We start from the raw sequence: 20,190 nt of genomic DNA on the forward strand, positions 1-20,190 counted from the left end.
TTTCCCATTAATACTTTACACTAATATATTGACATATCCTAATATTTTATGGAAAGGGATTACTATGCGAATTATTTACATTACACAGCACTTTCCGCCTGAAATAGGTGCAGCTCAGGGACGTGCATTTGATATGAGCACAAACCTTTCAAATTTGGGCCATGACCTGCATGTGCTGACGGCCTTTCCAAAGCCATCCTCAACATTATTCAGCAAAGAGAAGGTAAATAAACTGTCTGTTTACCGATCTTTTCAAATACGTGATACGAAAAAGAGCTCCATCCGCCGGCTCGCCAACTACTTATCCTTTATGGTATCGAGTATTTTCAGCGGTTTCAGAGTCAGAAAACCGGATGTTGTATACGCGACCTCCCCTCAGCTTTTCCAGGGGGTAACGGGATATATCCTGAGCAGGATCCACAGAACAAAGTTCGTCTTTGAAGTCCGCGATTTATGGGTCGACTTCGCTGAGATTCTCGGCCAGTTCAAAAATAAGCGCCTGCTGGACCTTGCAAGAAAGCTTGAAAGGTTCATTTACAACAGGGCCGATTTGATTGTCGTCGTGACGCACGGCTACAAAGACCGTCTGATTGGCATGGGTATTTCAGCTGACAAAATCATCGTGATTCCAAACGGCGTCAATCCGCCGTCACTTGAAGTTCCGGCACATGCACGCAATGTGAAAAAAGAACTTGGCATCGAAAATCAGTTCCTTGTCCTCTACACCGGAAATATCGGCGCTGCCCAGGGTCTTCAAACGGTCATTGATGCAGCAGACAAGCTTAAACATGACCCAAGCATCTGCTTCCTTTTCATCGGGGAAGGCGTTGAAAAAGAACCCTTAATGGAAAAAGCAGCTTCCATGGGACTGACAAATGTACGTTTTCTTGAAGGCAAACGAAAAGAAGACCTTGCTTCCTACTATGAAAGTGCGGACCTTGGCATCGTCAGTCTGAAAAAACATCCCCTGTTTGAAATTACGATTCCATCAAAAGTATTTGATTATATGGCCGTATCGCTGCCTGTCCTGATTGGCGTTGAAGGCGAGGCGAAGGAGATTGTTGAAGCAAATGAAGCCGGCTTCCCATTTGAGCCTGAAAACGCAGATGATTTCATCCGCGCCTTAAAGCTTGCTCAAAGCCAGCCTGAGCGACTTCAAATGATGAAAAAAGGACTGCGCGGCCACCTGCTTCAGTCATTCAACCGGGAAACGCAGGCAAAGGAACTGTCTGATGCTCTTCAAAAGCTGCAGAAATGACCTTTACTTGCCGAAATGGACGTTTTACTTACCGAATCAACGCTTTAGTTGCCGGCTTGACCATTTTTCTTGCAGCTTTTCAAAGAATATTTGCCAAATTTTCTTCCTTACTTGAATATTTACATCCGCTTCCAAAAAGCAGAAAAAGACCTGATGCCGCAGCATCAGGTCTTTTGATTTTTACACTTCAAATGGAACAGGCTTATCGCTGCGCTTCTCGAAATGATGCAGAATCGCTTCCACAATTCGTCTTGAAGCTTCACCGTCGCCATATGGGTTGGATGCCTTAGACATCGCCTCATAGCGCTCTTTATCGTTCAGCAGCTCATAGGCAAGCTGATAAATGGTTTCTTCCTCTGTACCTGCAAGCTTCAGAGTGCCTGCTTCAATTCCTTCAGGGCGCTCAGTTGTGTCACGCAGGACAAGGACAGGGACTCCAAGTGAAGGAGCTTCCTCCTGCACACCGCCTGAATCTGTCAAAATGATGTGTGCTTTAGCTGCGAAGTTATGGAAATCGTAGACGCCAAGCGGTTCAATCAGGTGAATGCGAGGGTCATTTCCAAGCACCTCATCCGCCACTTCACGCACGGCAGGATTTAAGTGAACAGGGTATACAACCTGAACATCTTCATGCTCCGTAATCAGGCGTTTAATCGCACGGAACATATTTCTCATCGGCTGACCGAGATTTTCCCGTCTGTGTGCCGTTAAAAGAATCATGCGGTCAGAACCCACTTTTTCAAGGACCTCATGCGTGTAATCTTCTTTTACCGTTGTTTTCAGTGCATCAATCGCTGTGTTTCCAGTTATGTAAATCGTTTCGCCATTCTTATTTTCCTGAAGCAGGTTGTGCTCTGCTTTGTTTGTCGGCGCGAAATGAAGATCAGCAATAACGCCTGTGATCTGGCGGTTTACTTCTTCAGGGAACGGAGAATACTTATTCCACGTTCTGAGGCCGGCTTCAACGTGTCCTACCGCAATCTGGTTGTAGAACGCCGCTAAGCTTGCGACAAACGTAGTAGTTGTGTCGCCGTGCACAAGAACAAGGTCAGGCTTCACTTCTTTCATGACTTCATCAAGACCTTCAAGTGCCTTTGTCGTAACGCCGGTCAGAGTCTGGCGGTCTTTCATAATGTTCAGGTCGTGATCCGGTTTGACTTCAAACAATTCCAGAACCTGATCAAGCATTTGACGGTGCTGGGCAGTTACAGTTACGATCGAATCGATTTCATCCGGATATTTTTCAAGCTCCAGTACAAGCGGGGCCATTTTAATCGCTTCCGGTCTTGTCCCGAAGATTGTCATGACTTTTAATTTGCGGTCCATATAGTCTAAACTCCTTTTTCAATCAATTAGGATGATTATATCATTAACCAGTAATAGAGTTGTTTTCTATAGTATTAAGATTTGCCTTCAATAATATTTCAGGTCTTTCAAAAAAGATGCGGTTTTTAAAACCGCATCACAGATTCTTATACATTTCAACAAGCTTTTTGCTTTCTGCTTCCCAGTTTAAAACTCTTCTTGCCTGCAGGCAGTTTTGCCGGTAGTACGTGTAGTTATTCTTCACTTCCATGATCCCAGTCTTGATGCCCTCTGTTGTTTCTTCAGCAAGCACGCCCGTTTTGTACTCATCGATTACGACCGATTTGCCGGGATGGTTGGAGGAAACAGCAGGAACGCCGGCCTGCAGATACTCAAACATTTTGTTCGGTGTGGAGTAATAGTTGTTTTTTGAAACCTTCTCATACATCACAAGGCCAATGTCCGCCTTCTGAGTGTAATAGAAGAGATCCTCCGACGGCACCTGATCATGAAAAAACACACGGTCAGATAAGCCGAGAGATGCAGCGAGATTCTTAAGCTCCTCTTTCAGTATGCCGGAGCCGATCATCACAAGCTTAAAGCTCTCAGGCAGCTCAGCCATTGTCTTTACAATCAGATCAAGGCCGCGGTATGGAGAAAAACCGCCCTGATAGAGCAGTACTATATCATCTTCCCCAAAGGTATAATTCCAGTCAATCGCCTTATTGCCGGCAAGCATGTCTTCAGAAAAAAGCGGAATGTTTTGAATGAGCACGCAAGGCTTTTCCCCGTTGCGTTCAAACAAATAATCTCTCAAGTACGGATTTACCGTCACAAGCCTGTCTATTTTTTGAAAAAGATGCTTTTCCATCTTATAGCCGGTGAAGCGGTCGAGACCGTTTCTCCCAGCCATTTCATTGAAAATTTCATGGGCATCATAAATCAGCTTGGCTGAGAAATCCTTAGCAAGCATGCTGCCCTGCCAGAGCGTATTCAGGTCATGGCAGTGAACAGCATCTATTTTAAGGTCTCCCACTTTGCTTTTTACTTTTTTATAAAACTCATAATACGCCATGTAATCTTTAAGTATTTTGACTAAAGGCAGTCTGGCAGCACGTACAACTGCACGTTTCAGACCGGACCGTTTCGGCGTCTGTCCAGAATTTGCTCCCGACATAGCAGCCTTCATGCTTTTAACAGAAATACTGAGACGCATTAAATGAATATTTTTATGTAGAAAAGGGTCTGGCTCCTGGAACTCGCGGACGCAGGCAAGATAAACGCTGTGTCCTGCTTCCGCAAGCGCAAGTGCCTCCCTCTTCACTCTGGCATCATAAGGAATATCCTTATACAGCAGCATGAGGATGTTCATTATTTTGCCTGTTTCATGAACTCATCGTATTCTTTGACGATCGGCCCTGTTTCGCCGACTGCTTTCTGCTCGCCGAGGTGAATCCAGACGACGCGGTCGCAGATGGCTCTTACAAGGTTTGATGAGTGTGTGACTAAGATAACGGTTCTGTCCTGCTTGATTTTCTCCATGATGGCATTTCGGCACTTTTGCTGGAAAGCTGTGTCTCCAACTCCAAGTACTTCGTCGATCAGAAGAATTTCAGGATCAAGCGAAATCGCCGTAGCAAAAGCAAGTCTCGATTTCATCCCCGCCGAATAGGTGCGGACAGGCTTGTAAATAAAATCGCCAAGCTCGGAAAACTCAATAATGTCATCGATCTTTTCATCAATCTGCTTCTTTTTATGGCCAAGAAGCAGTCCATTTAAATAGATATTCTCGATTCCAGGAAGCTCAGGCTGGAAGCCCGCTCCGAGAGAAAGAAGAACCGGATGCTCGTCATCCTTGATGTTAAATGTGCCTTTGTCAGGCGAAATCAATCCGCTGAGCAGCTTCAACAGCGTACTCTTACCCGAACCGTTTCGTCCGATGACACCTAAAACCTCGCCTTTTTTCACTTCGAAATTAAGGCCCTTCAGAGCCCAGAAACGATCATCTTGCTTATGCATATTCAATAATTTCTTTAACGGCTTCTCCGTAAATTCCGGATAAGAAACCCAAAGATCTTCAACTTCGATTATAGTATCAGTCAATTAAATCACCTTAGCATATTCTTTTTCATTTTTGTTCAGCAAACGAATTCCGAAATACAGGATTACAAGAGAAACAACCGTTAATATAAGGAGCGGAATCCACTCAGGCGCTCTGCCGTAAATCAGCACGTCTCTATAGGATTCCAATATCGTTGTAAAAGGATTCAGATAGAGCAGCGGAACAAGCTTGTCCGGCACTGTGCTCATTTCAAATAAAACGGGTGATAAATAAAGTAAAACACGGGAAATATACTGCATCATATTTTTAACATCCCGAATAAAAACACCTAAGTGTGCAAGGAAAATCATAACGCCAAGCAGGCAGAATGCATTAATAATAAAAATCAGCGGAAATAAGAGAACATACCATGAAAACTCTGTTCCAAAAATAACCAAAAACAAGATAAGCACGACGGCACTGATTAAAAACTTAATGCAGTTTACAAGCAGCCGCACAACAACGAAAATAATTTTGGGCACATACACCTGCTGCAGAATATTCCCTTTGGATGAAATCGAGTTCGTTCCATCAACAAGTGCAGCTGTAACGAATTTTAAAGGAATAAGCCCTGTGAAGATAATGATCGGGTAGTTTGGCGTACCACGGTCAAGAATAACCACGACCAGTAAATAAAAGATTGCCATATAAAAAATTGGATCAAGGATCCACCATAAAAAACCGAAATACGTTCTTGAATTGTTCGCTTTAAAGTCAGAAGCAGTCAAGTGATAGATCAGGTCTTTGTTGGATTTAATGGCCTTAAATGTATCAAGTAGCATAAGATGTTCTCCTAACTCACAAAATGTTGCACCTTCCTAATAATATACCTAGTCCAAAGACCTTTCAAGTTTTAGAGGGATTTGTAAAGGTTTTGACACACCGAAAAGCGGAAGCGCTCGTTTAGCTCCAACAGACAGATAAGAACTGACCCGAAAAGTCCGGTTTTGACTTTTTGGGGCAGTTTGTTCTGGCCGAGGAGTTGAGCGCTGGAGCTAGACAATACCGAAAAGCGGAGGCGACTGGTCCATACTTGTACCCGTTCCATTCCGCTCCAGTCACTTGCTTTCCGCGGGGAGGTCGGGAGCCTCCTCGGCCAGCCTGCGGGGTCTCCCGTTCCCTCTTCATCCCTTAGAAAAGCGGAAGCGCCCGTTTTGCTCCGGCAGTCAGATAAGAAATCACCCGAAAAGTCCGGGTTTGACTTTTTGGGGGATTTTGTTCTGACAGAGGAGTTGGGCGCTGCAGCTGGACAAGAGTCAAGTGCCTTCCGCTCCAATTCACTGGAGTGTTATTTCTTTATAAATAAATGGTGAGTGAACTTAAAACATCCAGTACCTCTTCTTACCACCAGTATCCCCGCTTTCCCTCTATTCAGCCCCTTTGAAGGGTTTACCCGAAAAGCGCTGCCGGTACTCAGCCTCCGGAATAAAAAAAGACCATAAACTAATATGGTCCCCATTTCGTCTTTTTTCTTACTTAACGAATTTGTAAAGGTTGCCGAAGTTGATGTATGTGATCTCTTCAGGGCAGTTCTTTACGATGTTTTTCGTGTCAAAGATGCGTTTTGTATTCATGCTTGCGAAGTCAGAAGCATCAAGTGCTTTGAATTCGTTATGGTCTGTCAGAACAAGGACAAGGTCTGATTGCTCTGTTGCTTTTTTGATGTCTTTTTCTACCCAGTCTTTTTGAACATGCGGGTCGTATGCGATGACTTCGTTTGCACCGGCAATTTTAAGCTGCTGGTAGATGTCCATTGCAGGACTTTCACGGATGTCATCGACGTTGCCTTTGTATGTTAATCCGAAGACTGTAATTTTCTTGTCGTCAAGGCCGCCAAGCATTTTAGATACGTTTTCTACAACAAAGGAAGGCATAGAAACGTTGATGTCGCGCGCCTGATAGATCAATTTAGCCTGCTCTGGAGCTTCCGCCACGATGAAGTACGGGTCAACGGCAAGACAGTGTCCGCCAACGCCCGGTCCAGGGTGGTGAAGGTTTACACGCGGATGCTTGTTGGCCATTTCAATAACGTCAAGAGCATTGATGTCAAGCTCCGTACAAATTTTCACAAGCTCATTTGCAAGTGAAATGTTGACGTCGCGGAATGTGTTTTCCATAAGCTTGGACATTTCAGCTGTTTTAGCATCCGTCAGGATCAGTTCGCCTTCAACAAATGTGCTGTACACTTTTGCTCCGGCTTCTTTACATGCTTCTGTCACACCGCCGATGATGCGGTTGTTGTGAATAAGTTCATGCATAATTTGTCCAGGAAGTACTCGCTCTGGGCAATGCACAAGGAAAATGTCTTCGCCGATTGTAAAGCCATGCTTCTCAAGCAAAGGTTTTACATGGTCGTCTGTTGTACGGGGCGCGATTGTTGATTCTACGATGACTGTATTGCCCTTTTCAAGGTAAGGAATCATCATTTCAGTAGCGCTTAATACGTATTTTAAATCTACAGATTTATATTGATCGTCTTTATTTGGAGTTGGAACGGCAATAATGAATACGTCTGCTTTTTCAGGCTGTGTTGATGCTTTGAATTTGCCGGAAGCCATAACTTCTTCAAGCGCTTCCTGAAGTCCAGGCTCTTCGATGTGAATTTTGCCTTGGTTTAATGAATCAACAACATGCTGCTGGACATCTACGCCTAGCACGTCAACGCCATGCTTTGCAAACATAATAGAAGTCGGCAGTCCGATATAACCAAGACCTAGTGTTGCGATCTTCATGTGAATTCTCCTCCAGTTGGTTGTTCAAAAATTTCCCTCATACCACATTACAGCTTAGAAAACATGGTGTCAATGATTTCAGCTGCCCTGCTCCAAGAGAACTTTTTCTTCCTTTTTTTCTTTAATTTCGTTCAGTTCCGCCTGAATCATTTTATGCTTGCCGCACTGGAACCTGACGATATGCGCAGCTTCCTCTGATTTTTGCAGGAATGCTTTTGGATTGTAGTAAAGATATTCAATAGCTTCTGCAAGACCCATGTAATCTTCCCCTTTTGAAAGGAAGCCGCACGAATCATCAATAAATTCAGGGATGGCATAAACGGCTGATGTTACCGGCACAAGTCCGCTTGACATTGCTTCGCCAAGTGAAACCCCTTGGGAATCCATACGGGATGGACTCAAAAAGACGCCGTGGGATTTATGCTGCTCGGCAATTTCTTTCTGGGACAAGAAGTAATTATGCAGATGAACGTTCGGAATCCCTTTAAGCGGCTCGACGGTTTCATTCCATAAAGGACCCTGGCCGAAAATATCAAAGGTCAGATCATCAAAGAATGGCTTGTCCTTCAGGGCAAGAATTGCTTTGACGGTCAGGTCGTTTGCATACGTTCTTGAAGCAAACGGGCGAATCGTTAAAATGCGTTTCCGCTGCTCTTCTGTTTTTTCTACATAATCAAACAGCTCGTCATCAATGGAGTTATGAATGATGCTGTAATTTTTGATGATGGTGTTTGTATCTTTTTCAGCAACGTTCTCTTTGTACCATTTCGAAACGAAGATGAATTTTATGTCGTCATCTTCCGTGGTGTAAAGATCTGCCATGAAATCAAGCTGCGCCTGATTGCGCTTCGCATACTCAAGGCTATTGCGGATTTCTTTCGTGCTCTGGTAAAAGTTGAACCAGCGGCGGTACCATTTTGTTGTCTCGAAACCGTGCACCCATACAAGCTTTGGCGTGTATCTCGCATTTGACTTGCGGACAGCACGGTACATTCTTTCATTGATAAAGTGAAACATCACTTTCTTATATGGCTTTGCATTTAAAAGGTTTGTCAGCGCATCCTCTCCGCCAATATAGACGGGCACACCTTCATAAACGTAGTGAGCGATGCTTGCCGGAGATGTGTTTAAACGGTAGATGGCACAATTGATGCCATTTTCCCTGTACCCGAGCACGCGTTTATGAACAAACATGTTCTGGTAATACGTGTTTTTCTCAGGGTAAACATTCGTAACAATCAGGTAATCCGTTTCAGGATGTCTTAGAAACAGCTCTTTCTGACTTTCTGAAGTCGGTACGTTGTACGCTGAAACAGAAAAATCTGTTATAGCTGCTTCTCCTGATCCTGAAAGTCTGATCCCGATGGAATAGCTCGCCACATTCGCAGGGAAGCTTAAATTCATTTCACTTCCAAGAGGATTGTACTGAACATATACCTTGTTGTCATTTCTGTCATACCCGACAATGACCTGCTGCACCTGAACTCCGCTGTTTACTGTACCGTCAATTCTTGCGATATACGTATAGCCTGGGTTCAGACTGCGGTCAACTCTATTGCCTTTATTATAATAAAGAATGATCGGACCTGCGTCTTTTATCAGCTGGGCAATCTTGATGTCCAGCTGTGCGCCTCCGTCAATCTGAACATCAAAGCTTTTCTTTGTATCTTTCGGCCATTTATCAAAAAAAGTGATTTTTTTAACCGGCTCTTTCAGCATGATGTCCCCTCCCGTCAATTGAAAAATATGAGACATACCTTTATTTTCTGCGTTTTAGTCCCCAATATTTCAACTGTAATTTTCCAAGTTTGGAATTTTGCAGTTTTGTCAATTTTGTCTGCAGCTCGCTGATGGTACGCTCTTTTTCCTCAAGAAGCTTTTTCTGCTGTTCCTGGCCTGCTGAAATCATTTCAGGAGAGATGCCGGATGTTTTCAGTCCTGCAGCTTCCTGTTTGCTGATCAGCTCGCCAAGGTTCTCTCTTGACTCCACATCATCTGCAATAGCTGTCAGGATGGTCTTAAATTCCTGCTCCATTTCTTTCTTATCCTGAATCAGGCGGTCGGCAAGACGGCTTAGTCTCTCAAGCTCTTCTTGATCTGTGCCTGCTGTATGCTGAAGTTCGGTTTCCTGCTTTTTGACCCAGCTCTTTTCAAATACTGTGTCAGGAGCAGCGGTTTTGGCAAGACCAGCTGAACGTTCTGCCGGTTTAGCCGGAGTGATTAGTGCTTTTTCCACTTTTCGTGCTTTCTTTCCGGAAAATTTCTTCGCAACCATCTTGTCAAAAACAGTTCCTGCAGCTCTTGCATCATTTAGCGGAGACAAATAAGTAATGCCTTCACTTTGACCGAGAATACTGCCTTCTTCGTAAACGCCCCAAATGTCCGTGCCGCTTCCTTTGTAGTCGCTAAGTTTAGACGGCAAGTAAGGATTAATCGGCTTGTTGTCTTTCGTTGTTGAGTCATTGACAACCAGGCAGTCGAACTTTGTACAAAGGTTCAGGAACGTGTAGAAATCGACAAACCCGTTGACAATAATGGAGTCCTCAAGCGGATCGTTTTTAAGCTGATCTTCAAGCTCTGTCGGTTTAGCCGTAAAAACATGGATCAGGACTTTGCGCTGAGTATCCTCGTGCGCTTCTTTTAAACCTGAGAACAAGTCGTTCAGGTTCCGCTTGCTGTAGAAGTTTCCAAAATAAGCAACGTTCACATGGTCTTCCGATAGTAGCGGATAATCGAATTCCTCCATATGGTAATAACTTTCCGGCAATGTCGGATGCGGCTCGATGACAACTTTCTGCTTAATGATCGGCTTGATTTCCTCAATCGGGAACATATCCATCATGTACTGATACTGATTTTTGTTTGTGAAAATCAGTTCATCTGCAAAAATATACGGAAGGTATTCACACCATACGAAAAGACTTGCATCGTTTGGAGACGGAAACCCTGCTTTTTTCACATCGGCTTCAAGCTGCTTTAAATACCCCTGATCGGTAATATCAACCAGACGCTTTTTTGCCTCGATGTCATAGATCAATGGATCGGAAAATTCAGCGATCCATTTTGTCTGAGGGTATTTCTTTTTGTACTCATACGCAAGGAAATGGGAGGCTGCCCACATCGCACGGCTGAATACCTGCTTATGAACGCCGTTTTTCTCGACCAATTCATTGGCACCCTTCATTCCCATGTCAACAAACGTTTTGATATGTGCCCAATGCGAGAAGCTTGAAGGCGAATTGATCGGAAGTCTTGTATGAATTAAATCATCCACCATTTGGTTCAGGGATGCATTTTTTGTCCGGACTTTGTCCATCGTATTGTAGATGACATCTGAGACCTTGCCTGCCTGTCTCATACGCTTCGCCATCACGTTACCGGCTGTGTCGTTATAAGGAGGGAAGCAGTATGAAACAACCAGCTGCTCAACGCGGTCCTTGTTCAGCAGATGGTACGGGAAGTAAGTCGGTCTTCTTGATGAGATCTCCTTCATAATGCGGTCATACTCATCTTTATGCTCTTCATAGTATTTCACAATGAACGAGACCTGTGCATTGATCTTTCTTTCGATAAAGTCGCGCTTTTCAAAAGGCAGATCGGGAACGAGCAGCTCATTCATTTTCTCGATGCAGTCTGCACGCTGTTCAACATTAAAATTAAACGTCATTGCCTGGCGGGAAATAGAGTTCTCCCTGAGCGTCCGGTAGTAAACCGCTTTTTTAGTTAATGAAGCAACCGCGAAATTAAGGTCATTTTTAACGAAAAGCTCTGTGAAAAAGACGACGTCTTCCCCGCTTTTCAGGCTTTCATCAAATTTATACTTTTGAACATATAAAGTCGGGATCAGCTTGCACGCATTAATGGTCAGAACTGTGTGAAGCTTCATATACGGACTTTGTTTGCTGATGACGGACTTTAAAATCTGGCGGTTGATTGGATTGGAAGATTGAATACTTCCGTCCGGCTCAACGTTGTAAATTTGAGAAATGACAGCTGTATCAGGCTTTGCCTGCTTGTACATTTCCTCAAGGAAGTTGGCAGAAAAATAATCGTCATCGTCAAGGAACGTGACATATTCGCGTGATGCAAGCGAAATCCCCTTATTGCGGGCAATTGATGCTCCTGCCTCGTCCATAGTCACAACACGGATATTGGACATGTTTCTTTCAAGAGCAATCTGTCCAATCATCTCTTCTGTATTGTCTTTTTCGCCGTTAATGACAATGATCACTTCAAACAGGGAATGATCAATTGTCTGATCAGCCAATGAAGTCAGGCATTTCTTTATGACTTTTTCACCTTTATAGGTTGGGATAATAACGCTGATGCCTTTATCGTAGAGGGGCTTTTCATTTTTCCGTACATGCTCCTCTTCGATGTCATACCCCATTTTCTTTGCTCTAGTTAGTCGGACTTTCTCTAAACGTTTGAGTATTTCCACTTTAAGCATTATTTCTTACCTCTTCCGGCTAGTTTTTTCTTCAATGCCCAGTACTTCAGCTGAACTCTGCCAAATCGGGATTTTTTAAGGACATTATAGCGGTGCTCGATGTAGGATGTTTTTCGGTTCGCATCTTCTATTTTATTAACAGCTGCAAGAGCTGCTTTCAGTGCATCTTCTTCTCGGTTCAAAAGCTCCACCGTTTCAATCTGCAGCTGGCGGATATATTCCTCCTGCTTAGCAATCTGTGCTTTAAGCTCTTCATACAGCATGTCGCCAGATTCTTTTGGCTGCCGAAGTTCTTTAAGTTCTTTTTCCTGCTTTGCAGTCTGACCTGCAAGCGTTCCGATGCGCTGCATATAATCCCTTTCCAGGGCGTAAAAGCCCTGTTCAAGCTTCTGCAGATTCTCTTTTGTATAAAAAGGCAGATTTTCTTCAGGAGAGGCTGTGCAGACAACGCCTGACCATCTTCCTAAATAATCGAAGGACTCAATTTTAAAATGAGTGCCGATTTGTTCTGCCAATAATGAGTAATAGTACGTACGTTTATGGTCGATAAAATCATTTATGCCAAACGGAACGGTCACAATCAGTCTGCCGCCCGGCTTAAGATGAGCCAGTGTTTTCTTAAGGAAGGCCTCAGGATCGCTGATATGCTCAAGCACCTCTGTCAGAAGGATCGTATCATAATCCTTTTCAATTTCGACATCTGTCATAAAATTCGACACTTTGAATGTGACAGAAGCTTGAACAGACGGATGCTCCTTGCCAAGCTCTTTAATGGCGTAATCGATTGATTCCCGGGAGATATCGATTCCATCTACTTTTTTGCCTTCCCGTCCGAGGAGGATGGCATTAATACCTTGTGAACAGCCGATATCGAGGACCTTGTTTCCACTAACACGTGTCACAATCCAGTTGATGCGTTCTCTCGTTTTTTTGCTGAAATCCGTTCCTAAAGCTCCATAATAAGCTTCATTGACGCGATCTATGATATTTTTACTCAAAAAAACTCCTCCAATTAGCTAATGGCTTAACGTAATTTGTATAAGTTCTATATGTAGTTTTTGCATAATTTTTCGACGTATTCTGCAAGGACCTACTTATTATATCGAATATAGTCTTTCGTTAACAACCATAAAAAAACCTGAAACCGCGGATCACGTGTTTCAGGTCTTTTTGTTTCACTTGCCGTTCTTCCACAGGTAGAAATCGTTTACGCCCTGTGTGATGGCTTCTGCAGCTTTGTTTTTGCCGTCGTATGTTTTGAAAATGGCCGCATCACCGGAGTGAGAAATAAAGCCCATTTCCACGAGGACGGATCTTGTGTAGTTTTTGTCAATCACGTAAAACTCTGCTTTTTTTGTGCTTCTGTCTCTTGTGCCGAGTGCCTTGATTAATCTTGCCTGAATAAATTCCGCAAGCTTTGCGCTGTCATCCTTCTCACCTTGTGTAAGAGAAGAAGTCGTGAAGGTATTACTTGCTTTAGAACTGTTTGCTGATACAGCTGCACTTGCATTCGAACCGTTTGTAGCATAGGTTTCTGTACCATTTGCAGACGAAGCTGTGCTTGCATTCATGTGAAGACTTACAAAAACACCTGCATTCTTTGTATAAGTAAAGTCTGTCCGTTCATTAAGAGAGAGGAACGTATCATCCGCTCTTGTCATGTAAACATTATAGCCAAGCTTTTTCAGCTTTTCAGAAGCAATCTTTCCGACATCAAGCACAACCTCTTTTTCCTGGAGGCCATTGCCGATGGCACCAGGGTCTTTTCCCCCATGACCAGGATCCAGGACGATTGTTTTTGAAAGAGCTGTTTCTTTAGGTTGTGGTTCAAGAGTCAGGTAGCTCGTCTTCACAAACCCTGTTTTCCCGCTGTATCTGACAGAAATCCATTCTTCCTTCAGTTCTTCAGGATCCAGGATTTCCACTTGATTTCCTTGAGGAATCGTCAGGATAATTCTTGAAACAGTTGTTTTTTGAGAGCGAAGATTTAATTCCTCCCTCACATAATAAGTAAGGTCTTTCACTTCAACAGGTACAGGCTTGTTCACAATATCAGCCGATGGCACATAGGCATCTTTTCCATTAAAAGACGTCACAGCCCATCCGTTTGAAATGCTGCCTTTTTTAATTTTCATCTGATCATTTAGAACCAGGGAGGCAAGCTTGCCTGAAGATGTGTTGTGTGAATTGTAAATACCTGTATTTTTATTGGCATAATACGTAAAATAAACAGCCGCAGCAGGCTTGCTTGCAATGCTGCTGTATGGGGCATATCCTTTTACGCCATTGTACTCAATTCGGCTCCACCCGTTTTGCACGCTGCCTTTTTTCACTTTTACTGCAGAGTCTAATGATATCGTTCTTTTCGGTGTGACCGTATTTCTTTCATTATATAGAGTGAAATCTTTCACCGCATAATAGGTAAAGTAGACTGGAGCCTTGGATGTCAGCTTGGAATAGTCCGCATAATAGGTTTTTCCGTTGTGCAGAATTTCCACCCAGCCATTTAATACCGTTCCTTTTCCGACTTTGATGATCGCATCTTCCGCAATCGAGCCGTAGCGTTTCGTATGAGTCCCTCTTCCTGCGTAAAAACTCACCGGTTCTTTTGTATAGTAGCTGAAATAGATTTTTGCCGGCTTTTTGTTTGTAATAAAAGATGATTTAGCATAAAGCGTTTTGCCGTTCAGCTGAATTTTTGCCCAGCCGTTCTTGATGGCGCCGGGTTTTACAGCAAAGGCAGTCTGAAATGGAACATGTAACGCTTTGGCATAATGATCGCCAGGACCCGTCCGTGTTTGAAAGTCATTTTTCGCATAATACGTAAAGGCGGCAGCTGCTTCTGTCTGTTGAACCGGCATCGCCTGAAAGACTCCAGCAGTCAGCAGTAAAACGGCCAGCATGCTGGCTAAAAGCTTTTTCATTCTATTTTTTCCTCCCGGTTGTTTGATGCTGGGACTTTTTTCCGTACAGTCCACTCCTTTTATATATCGCATCCAACTGGGAAAACTTTAGAAAAATTCCCAAAAAAATAGCCCTCAAATTTGAGGGCAGTCATGCACGCACTATTTCTTTTCTTCCTACTGATATATAAGTCATCCAGTCCGGAATATCTCGGAGACTGTAAATGTTTCTGCCGTCAAAGAGCAGCGGCCGCTTCATTTTTTCACGGTAAAGATCCATCGGATAAGAAGTGATGGAGTCCCACTCTGTCACAATAAATGCTGCGTCAGCCCCTTCAATCGCTTCTGAGACGGAGTCACAGTAAGTGATGGAATCTCCGAGGACTTTACGGGCCTCTTCTGCTGCAATTGGATCATAGCCTGAAACATCCGCCCCCTGTTTAACAAGCTCTTTGGCAAGTACCAGAGATGCCGCTTCCCGCACATCATCTGTATTCGGCTTAAAAGCAAGACCAAGAAGGGCCACTTTTTTACCAGAGAGACTGCCCAAATGCTTTTTGGCAGATTCAATCAGCTTCAGCGGCTGGCGGTTGTTGACGGAAATAACCGAATCTAGCAGATCAAACTGGTGCTGCACATTTCCCGCAAGCTGAACAAGGGCTTTCGTATCCTTCGGAAAACAGGAGCCGCCGTACCCAATGCCTGCCTTTAAAAACTGCGGCCCGATACGCGCATCTTTTCCAATGCCTTCAGCCACATCCTCAATATCCGCCCCAAGCTTCTCGCAGATGTTCGCAATTTCGTTGATAAAGCTGATTTTCGTGGCCAGAAACGCATTGGCAGCATACTTAATCATCTCTGCACTCCGGATATCAGTCCGGACGACAGGAATGCCAAGAGGCTTGTAAAGTTCTTCTAGCAGGTCACCGGCGGGTACCGTTTCTGAACCGACGACAATGCGGTCTCCATGAAATGTATCATGAATGGCTGACCCTTCCCTTAAAAATTCAGGGTTGGAAACAATCTCGACTCCAACGGCGAGAGGCTTATGCTTATTGATCACTTTCAGCACGTGTTCATTTGTCCCGACCGGAACGGTGCTTTTCACTGCGACCACGACATCCTTTTTCAGCTGTTTCGCGATTTGCTCCGCTGCGGCGTTTACATATGTAAGATTGGCTGAGCCATCTTCATTCTCTGGTGTTCCAACAGCGATGAAAATCACGTCGCTCTCGCCGTAAGCCTGTGCTGAATCAGTTGAAAAATCAAGGCGGCCAGCCTCATGATTTTTCTTCATCAGCTCTTCTAAACCAGGTTCATAGATAGGTGAAATCCCCTGAGTCAGCTTGGCAATTTTCTGTTCGTCAATGTCAACACACGTTACGCGGTGCCCGATTTCTGCAAGGCACACCCCTGTAACCAGTCCTACATATCCTGTTCCGGCTACTGATACTCTCAAAAGAATCCTACCTTTCTAGTTTGAAACTTTGCTTTTGATATATTTTATAATATCATCTCTGAGCTCTTCGTTATCCATCGCAAAATCAATCGTAGCCTGGATAAAACCAAGCTTATCTCCCACATCATAGCGCTTGCCGACAAAATGATACGCCGTTACCTCTTCTTTTTGGGATAGCTCTTTCAGCGCATCTGTCAGCTGAATTTCTCCTCCTGAACCCGGCTTTAAATTGCCGAGTATCTCGAAAATCTCGGGACGAAGGATATACCTTCCGAGAATCGCTGTATTCGAAGGAGCTTCTTCACGCTTTGGCTTTTCAACCAAGTCCCGTACTTTGTACACGTTATCGGCTTTCTTTTCGTTTTGATTATAACTGACGATTCCGTATTTAGACACGTCTTCAGGCTTGACCTTTTGTACGCCGATGACAGTGCTCTGGAACTGATCGTACACGTCAATCAGCTGCTTCAGGCAAGGCACATCAGACTGGACAATGTCATCCCCGAGCATAACAGCAAACGGCTCATTGCCGATAAAACGTCTAGCACAATAAATAGCATGCCCAAGACCAAGCGGCTCTTTCTGGCGGATATAATGAATGTTCGCAAGCTCAGAAATACCCTGAACCTTGCTGAGCAAATCCCATTTCTCTTTCTTCACAAGCGTCTCTTCAAGTTCATACGATTTATCAAAATGATCCTCAATGGCACGCTTCCCGCGGCCCGAAACAATCAGAATATCTTCAATCCCGGACGCAACCGCCTCTTCAATAATGTACTGAATCGTCGGCTTATCCACAATCGGCAGCATCTCTTTCGGCTGTGCCTTCGTAGCCGGCAAAAACCTCGTACCAAGCCCAGCCGCCGGAATAATCGCTTTCCTCACTCGCATGTCAAAATCCCCCCGGTAATGTCGTATAGAGTCTCTCCTATAATAGTACAACACCGGGAGGATTGATTCCTTTAATGTTTTATGAAAGTTTGAAACAGAAAAGCGGAATCAGCCGTTTAGCTCCGATAGGCAGATAAGAAATCACCCGAAAAGTCCGGGTTTGACTTTTTGGGGGATTTTGTTCTGACAGAGGAGTTGGCTGATGGAGCTGGACAATTCGAAATGCGGAATCACCCGGTTAGCTCCGAAGGACAGAAAAGGATCCGACGGAAAAAGCCGGTTTTGCTTTTTGCGGCGGAGCCGTTCTGGCCGAGGAGTTGGGCGATGGAGCTGGACAACGCGAAAAGCGGAGCCGACCGTTTAGCCCTGACAGTCAGAAAAGAAATCACCCTAAAAGTCCGGTTTTGACTTTTGGGGGGATTTTGTTCTGACGGAAGGGCTGGGAGGCGGAGCTGGACAATGCCGAAATGCGGAATCGGCCAGTCCTGCTAAAATGTTTACAACACTTCTCAACCTCTCTCTCAACTACAAAGTGTTACTAAAGCCCGTTTACAACACCTTCAACCCGCTCTCTCAACCACAAAGTGTTGCTAAAACCCGCCTACTACACTTTTCAACCACTCGCTCAACCACAAAGTGCTACTAAAACCTCTTTACAACACTTTCCACTCGCTCCCTCACCGGCAAAGTGTCATAAAAAAATCAAGCCGCCGTCCCCACTCTTTCTCTAAACGCAGTTGGGCATTTTGCTTTTAGCAGCGCAGCAAGGACTAAAGGAACCTGCCTCACACACCATCCCGCAAACATAAAAAAACCGGCCCTCCTATAGAGAGCCAGCTGAATAACCTACTGCAAAAACCAGTTTTGCAGGCTGATTCGGTTTTGGGCAGTGATTGCACCTTTTCCGCCCAGGTAGTGAATGTGCGGAATAAATGTCATGTTATCGTAAATATAGCTTGATACTGGCGTCGGAACAGAATCCTGGTCAACAAGGATGATCGGCGATCTTGTGTTGGCTGCAAGCACTGAGCCCGGAAGAGCATCAATGAATTCAGTTCCCTGTGCAAAGAAGATTTTACGGGTATCAAGGTTATATTTCTTCACGATATTGATGCTCGTTTCGTATCGGTCTTTGCCGTCCACACGATCGACATTTCCATTACCGACAAGTCTCTCAAGGTCAGCAAACACTTTGGCAGACACAGCGACATCTCCGCCAATAACAGTCACTTTGCGCACTCCGCTGTCTTTTATATAATCAGAGACAGCCTTTGGCACGGCATCTTTTTTGGCAAAAAGAATTGGAATCTGCTCGGCTGCCGCATAAGAGGCAATGGACAATGCATCAGGTGAATCGCTGCTGTCGGATGTGATGAAAATTTCACCTGAGTGTCCGACCTGCCTTGCGACCATGGCTGCCGTTTCATAGCGTTCAGAACCGCTGATGCGTTCAACCGCCGGTGCGATGTTCCTTAATTCTGATTCAACTGCTGCGGATACAGCATTTGTACCGCCAAGAATGATAATGGCAGTCGGATCAAACGTATTCAATGTCTGTCTGACTGAATCTGGTAGTTGATTCGGGTTTGTCAAAAGCAGCGGAGCATTGAATTTTTTTGCAAGCACACTCCCAGTCAAAGCATCAACAGGATTGTCTCCTCTGCCAATGAAGACTGTTTTTGCAGTGGACCAGCCAAATTTGGCGATTTCCGAACTTGTTTCATATCGGGTTGCGCCTTCTATTTCTTCTATAACATTATGAATGTAGTTATCATAATTCGTTCCCGGATAATAGAAATCCGTGATCTCCATGTAATTCTTGCTTTGATCCGCCATGGCTTTGGCTCCATACTGGCTCATGCCGACGCCATGTCCATATCCGCGTCCGCTGAACGTATAGATGCCTTTTTCAAATGTAAGCGAGTCAATGAGATGGCTTTTGAAATTCGTTGTTCCAAACATTGAACGGAGGATAGAAATATTGACGTTAATGCCTTCTTTAACGACCGTCGCAATTTTTCCATCTTTCATCTGATAGGTGCCATTTGCATTTTTCACATAGAATTCAAGACGGTAGCTGCCCGTTTTTCTCCGGTCGCCGCTTGTCTTTTCACTTGATACTGCAAGGTTTTTCACATTTACAATCTTAAGGTCTTTGCCTGTATAATTTTTATCTGTCTTCAGCCAGGTTTTTATGGCTGCTGCGTATTTTTCATCTTTTTCTTTTACAGTTGTCCACCATGATCCCGGATTTGCAAGGTTCAGTGATGCAGGGTTGATCTGGACTTCGTTTACAGCGACTGTCCAGCTGTTCACCGGATCAAAAGGATCTTTTTTTGCAGGAAGATAGGATAAAGGCGTTCCCGACGTCCATACATTGGCATTGTTTTCCGTCCGGCCACCGTTGCTTGAGCTGTAAGTAGCGTCAATAAGCTTGCCGTCCGCTTCTAGAACCTGGCCTTTCGTACGGTTTACAGCTGTATTCGTGTTGCCATAAGCTGAAGCTGACCAGATATAGCCCTCGTATTTTTGAAAGCTGACGGTATCGTCTATTGTCTGATTGATTCTTTTCAGGGCAAACGTTCTGGCTGCTATACTCTGCGCCTTCAGGGATTCAACAGGCCAGCTTGGAAACATTTCTCCCGGCACGACGCCTTTCAGGTAATCCTCAAGCGGAAGCTGATTCACAGGGCGCACATAGACGCTGTTTTCAACGCTAAACTTCATCGTGCCCAAATATGGACGGCCGTTAATACTGATCACATTGTCCGTTCCATACTTCACCGGATGAAAGGCGCCTGAGCTGCCGAGAGTTTTCGCTTTAGCGCTTCCGTTGTAAAGCACCAGCACTCCGTTTTCATTTTTCACTTTATACGTACTGCCTTTTTTCAAAAGAATGCCGGATTCCCCTGACAGCATATATTCACCGTCAACTGTGACCGTAACTTCCTTTGCTTTTCCGACATAGTTTTTCAGGCTGACAGAGACTTCTGAAGGATTACCAGAAGCAGCGAACGCATTTTCTTCTGAAAACAAAAAGAAGAGTGTTAACGCAACAATTGACATAAAAACCTTATTCAACAGTAATTCC

13 protein-coding genes are annotated in these 20,190 nt (G+C 44.4%); 1 reads left to right on the top strand and 12 read right to left on the bottom strand.

Annotated elements, in window-relative coordinates; translation table 11 throughout:
* The first annotated feature begins 64 nt into the window (after nucleotides 1-64).
* Nucleotides 65-1,258: a glycosyltransferase family 4 protein gene (locus JOJ89_RS19355; protein WP_203289063.1), complete on the top strand. Its 1,194-nt coding sequence runs from the start codon at nucleotides 65-67 to the stop codon at nucleotides 1,256-1,258.
* Nucleotides 1,259-1,438: 180 nt separating this feature from the next.
* Here JOJ89_RS19355 and wecB read toward each other — a convergent pair whose 3' ends face one another.
* The 12 genes from wecB to JOJ89_RS19415 all read right to left on the bottom strand — a co-directional run bounded on the left by wecB (nucleotide 1,439) and on the right by JOJ89_RS19415 (nucleotide 20,180).
* Complete coding sequence (gene wecB, locus JOJ89_RS19360; protein WP_203289064.1) at nucleotides 1,439-2,584, bottom strand: non-hydrolyzing UDP-N-acetylglucosamine 2-epimerase; 1,146 nt, start codon at nucleotides 2,582-2,584, stop codon at nucleotides 1,439-1,441.
* A 136-nt stretch (nucleotides 2,585-2,720) separates the two neighbouring features.
* Entirely contained in the window at nucleotides 2,721-3,935 is a 1,215-nt protein-coding gene (locus JOJ89_RS19365; RefSeq protein ID WP_203289065.1) for a glycosyltransferase, read from the bottom strand.
* Complete coding sequence (locus tag JOJ89_RS19370; RefSeq protein ID WP_203289066.1) at nucleotides 3,935-4,666, bottom strand: ABC transporter ATP-binding protein; 732 nt, start codon at nucleotides 4,664-4,666, stop codon at nucleotides 3,935-3,937. Before JOJ89_RS19370 ends, JOJ89_RS19365 begins: the two co-directional genes overlap by 1 nt.
* Nucleotides 4,667-5,446 (bottom strand): ABC transporter permease, encoded by a 780-nt coding sequence (locus JOJ89_RS19375; protein WP_203289067.1) that lies wholly within the window; start codon nucleotides 5,444-5,446, stop codon nucleotides 4,667-4,669.
* A 690-nt stretch (nucleotides 5,447-6,136) separates the two neighbouring features.
* Nucleotides 6,137-7,396 (bottom strand): nucleotide sugar dehydrogenase, encoded by a 1,260-nt coding sequence (locus JOJ89_RS19380; protein WP_203289068.1) that lies wholly within the window; start codon nucleotides 7,394-7,396, stop codon nucleotides 6,137-6,139.
* A 78-nt stretch (nucleotides 7,397-7,474) separates the two neighbouring features.
* A complete protein-coding gene (locus JOJ89_RS19385; RefSeq protein ID WP_203289069.1) occupies nucleotides 7,475-9,115 on the bottom strand; it encodes a glycosyltransferase family 4 protein in 1,641 nt (546 codons plus the stop codon).
* A gap of 40 nt (nucleotides 9,116-9,155) precedes the next feature.
* Nucleotides 9,156-11,846 (bottom strand): glycosyltransferase, encoded by a 2,691-nt coding sequence (locus JOJ89_RS19390; RefSeq protein ID WP_203289070.1) that lies wholly within the window; start codon nucleotides 11,844-11,846, stop codon nucleotides 9,156-9,158.
* Entirely contained in the window at nucleotides 11,846-12,844 is a 999-nt protein-coding gene (locus JOJ89_RS19395) for a class I SAM-dependent methyltransferase (RefSeq protein ID WP_203289071.1), read from the bottom strand. Before JOJ89_RS19395 ends, JOJ89_RS19390 begins: the two co-directional genes overlap by 1 nt.
* 177 nt (nucleotides 12,845-13,021) lie before the next feature.
* Complete coding sequence (locus JOJ89_RS19400) at nucleotides 13,022-14,770, bottom strand: N-acetylmuramoyl-L-alanine amidase (protein ID WP_203289072.1); 1,749 nt, start codon at nucleotides 14,768-14,770, stop codon at nucleotides 13,022-13,024.
* Nucleotides 14,771-14,900: 130 nt separating this feature from the next.
* Complete coding sequence (locus tag JOJ89_RS19405) at nucleotides 14,901-16,208, bottom strand: UDP-glucose dehydrogenase family protein (RefSeq protein WP_203289073.1); 1,308 nt, start codon at nucleotides 16,206-16,208, stop codon at nucleotides 14,901-14,903.
* A 15-nt stretch (nucleotides 16,209-16,223) separates the two neighbouring features.
* The gene (gene galU, locus JOJ89_RS19410; RefSeq protein ID WP_203289074.1) at nucleotides 16,224-17,099 is read right to left on the bottom strand and encodes a UTP--glucose-1-phosphate uridylyltransferase GalU; all 876 of its coding nucleotides are present in this window, start codon (nucleotides 17,097-17,099) and stop codon (nucleotides 16,224-16,226) included.
* 846 nt (nucleotides 17,100-17,945) lie between these two features.
* Complete coding sequence (locus JOJ89_RS19415; protein WP_203289075.1) at nucleotides 17,946-20,180, bottom strand: SpoIID/LytB domain-containing protein; 2,235 nt, start codon at nucleotides 20,178-20,180, stop codon at nucleotides 17,946-17,948.
* Nucleotides 20,181-20,190: the final 10 nt, after the last annotated feature.

The sequence above is a fragment of the Metabacillus sp. cB07 genome (genome assembly GCF_016839225.1).
Lineage (GTDB): Bacteria > Bacillota > Bacilli > Bacillales > Bacillaceae > Bacillus_P > Bacillus_P indicus.

Bases quoted from the DNA above. Each gene is read 5' to 3' on its own strand.
- JOJ89_RS19365 (WP_203289065.1), bottom strand. From the start codon at position 3,935: ATGAACATCCTCATGCTGCTGTATAAGGATATTCCTTATGATGCCAGA.
- JOJ89_RS19380 (WP_203289068.1), bottom strand. From the start codon at position 7,396: ATGAAGATCGCAACACTAGGTCTTGGTTATATCGGACTGCCGACTTCT.
- JOJ89_RS19390 (WP_203289070.1), bottom strand. From the start codon at position 11,846: ATGCTTAAAGTGGAAATACTCAAACGTTTAGAGAAAGTCCGACTAACT.
- wecB (WP_203289064.1), bottom strand. From the start codon at position 2,584: ATGGACCGCAAATTAAAAGTCATGACAATCTTCGGGACAAGACCGGAA.
- JOJ89_RS19385 (WP_203289069.1), bottom strand. From the start codon at position 9,115: ATGCTGAAAGAGCCGGTTAAAAAAATCACTTTTTTTGATAAATGGCCG.
- JOJ89_RS19355 (WP_203289063.1), top strand. From the start codon at position 65: ATGCGAATTATTTACATTACACAGCACTTTCCGCCTGAAATAGGTGCA.
- galU (WP_203289074.1), bottom strand. From the start codon at position 17,099: ATGCGAGTGAGGAAAGCGATTATTCCGGCGGCTGGGCTTGGTACGAGG.
- JOJ89_RS19375 (WP_203289067.1), bottom strand. From the start codon at position 5,446: ATGCTACTTGATACATTTAAGGCCATTAAATCCAACAAAGACCTGATC.
- JOJ89_RS19400 (WP_203289072.1), bottom strand. From the start codon at position 14,770: ATGAAAAAGCTTTTAGCCAGCATGCTGGCCGTTTTACTGCTGACTGCT.